The 1,452-nt window shown below is 65.6% G+C and carries 1 protein-coding gene; it reads left to right on the top strand.

Features of this window, described 5'->3' with window-relative positions; all coding sequences use genetic code 11:
* The first annotated feature begins 391 nt into the window (after positions 1-391).
* Positions 392-1,150, top strand: a complete 759-nt coding sequence (locus IMZ11_RS46560) for a TNT domain-containing protein (RefSeq protein ID WP_228649150.1) — start codon at positions 392-394, stop codon at positions 1,148-1,150.
* Positions 1,151-1,452: the final 302 nt, after the last annotated feature.

Raw genomic sequence — 1,452 nt, 5'->3', positions numbered from 1 at the left:
AGGCTCCACGCCTGTTTCCGGCGTTCTCTGTTCGTCCGCGTGTCTGCCCGCGTGTGATCGTTTCTGCCCAGGAAAGCCCTACTGTCCGAGTCGATCACGCTGAGAAAACGTCAATGCCTCACAAGGGTGAAGTGTAAGGGCCTATCGAGGCTCCATGTCATCACGGGGTATTTACGACATCACCGGAATATCGCTGGTTGTCGCGCTCATTTTTGCCGCTCTGGTAATTTCCTTGCGATGCTCCTGATCAATGCGCGGGTACTCACGGTCCCGTCGCTTCAACAGTAAACACCTGTGACGTCCTGCGCATTCTCGACGCCGTCATGGTGGATTTGCGATTCGAAGCCGACATGTCCGGTAAAGCTCCACGCGAGTCCTTTCAGGAGAATCTGTGCAAGGTTTTTCTCGACGTGCGCCGCTGGTCGCGGCGCTCGCCCTGGTCGCAGCGGCACTCATGGGTGTTCCGGCCCAGGCCGAGGCCACCGCCTCGGTCGAGGGCACCCGGCCGTCCGCTCTGCCGCGGCCGGTGAGAACTCCCACTCCGGCGCCGGTGGCCGCGCAGGCACCGACCGCTGTGGGACAGGTCTGCGGCCCGCCGTACGTCCAGGGAAATCCGAACCTCGGCCCGCTGTACCTCCCGCGTCAGGGATGGATCGCCCGGATTCTCCGGGGCTACGTGCCTCTCGGCGGGCTGCCGCCGCTGGCGTTCGTCTACCGCTACTGGAACGACACGGGCAACGGGTGGCGCTATCCACCGGACTTCGGATTCGCCCACTCCGGCGGGTACACCAACGGTAGGCCACTGATCTCCGCTACGGCCCTTCCCGTGGGTATGAGACTCGACCGGTTCGGCGGCGAGAACGGTTCCTTCCTCGCGCCGTACGGCACGCCGTACGTCCGGCGTTCTCTTCCGCCGAGCAATCTCAACACCTTCGCAGGCGACCCGCAGCATATGTGCAACTACCACGCCTACGAGGTGATCAAGCCGTTCAAGGCCGATGCCGGACCGGCCGCCGCGGCGTTCCAGCAGCAGGGGGTCGGAACGCAGTACCACCTGCTCAGCAAGCACATTCCCGAGGCGCCCCAGACACCGGCGGAGTTGCCGGTGAGCTGGCTGGTCGCCAACGGATACCTCAAGCGGCTGAACTGATCCTCTGCCTCGCGACGACGCTGTGCCCTCCCCGTCCCTCGATGGCAGGGAGGGCACAGCCCTGCTCAGGGCAGTCCTGCCCGAAACCATCCGGTGGTGCGCAGGCCCGTGCCGTGCGGTCCGCGTCATCGACACGACGTTCCGATACGACTCGCCGACCTCACATGATCGGCTGGAGTCACACCAAGCGGGGACGTGACCGGGCCGCCGCGGCGCGTACAGCACGGCGACGCGTTGGGCGAGGCGGCGTGTGGTGTTCGGCTGGGCATGGTCCGGTCCGGCGCAGCCGCGTCCAGGGAGGG

The sequence above is a fragment of the Microtetraspora sp. AC03309 genome (assembly GCF_020826795.1).
Classification (GTDB): Bacteria; Actinomycetota; Actinomycetes; order Streptosporangiales; family Streptosporangiaceae; genus Microtetraspora; species Microtetraspora glauca.
The sequence above is the reverse complement of the archived record's forward strand: the minus strand, read 5'-3'. Positions and strand labels throughout refer to the sequence as shown.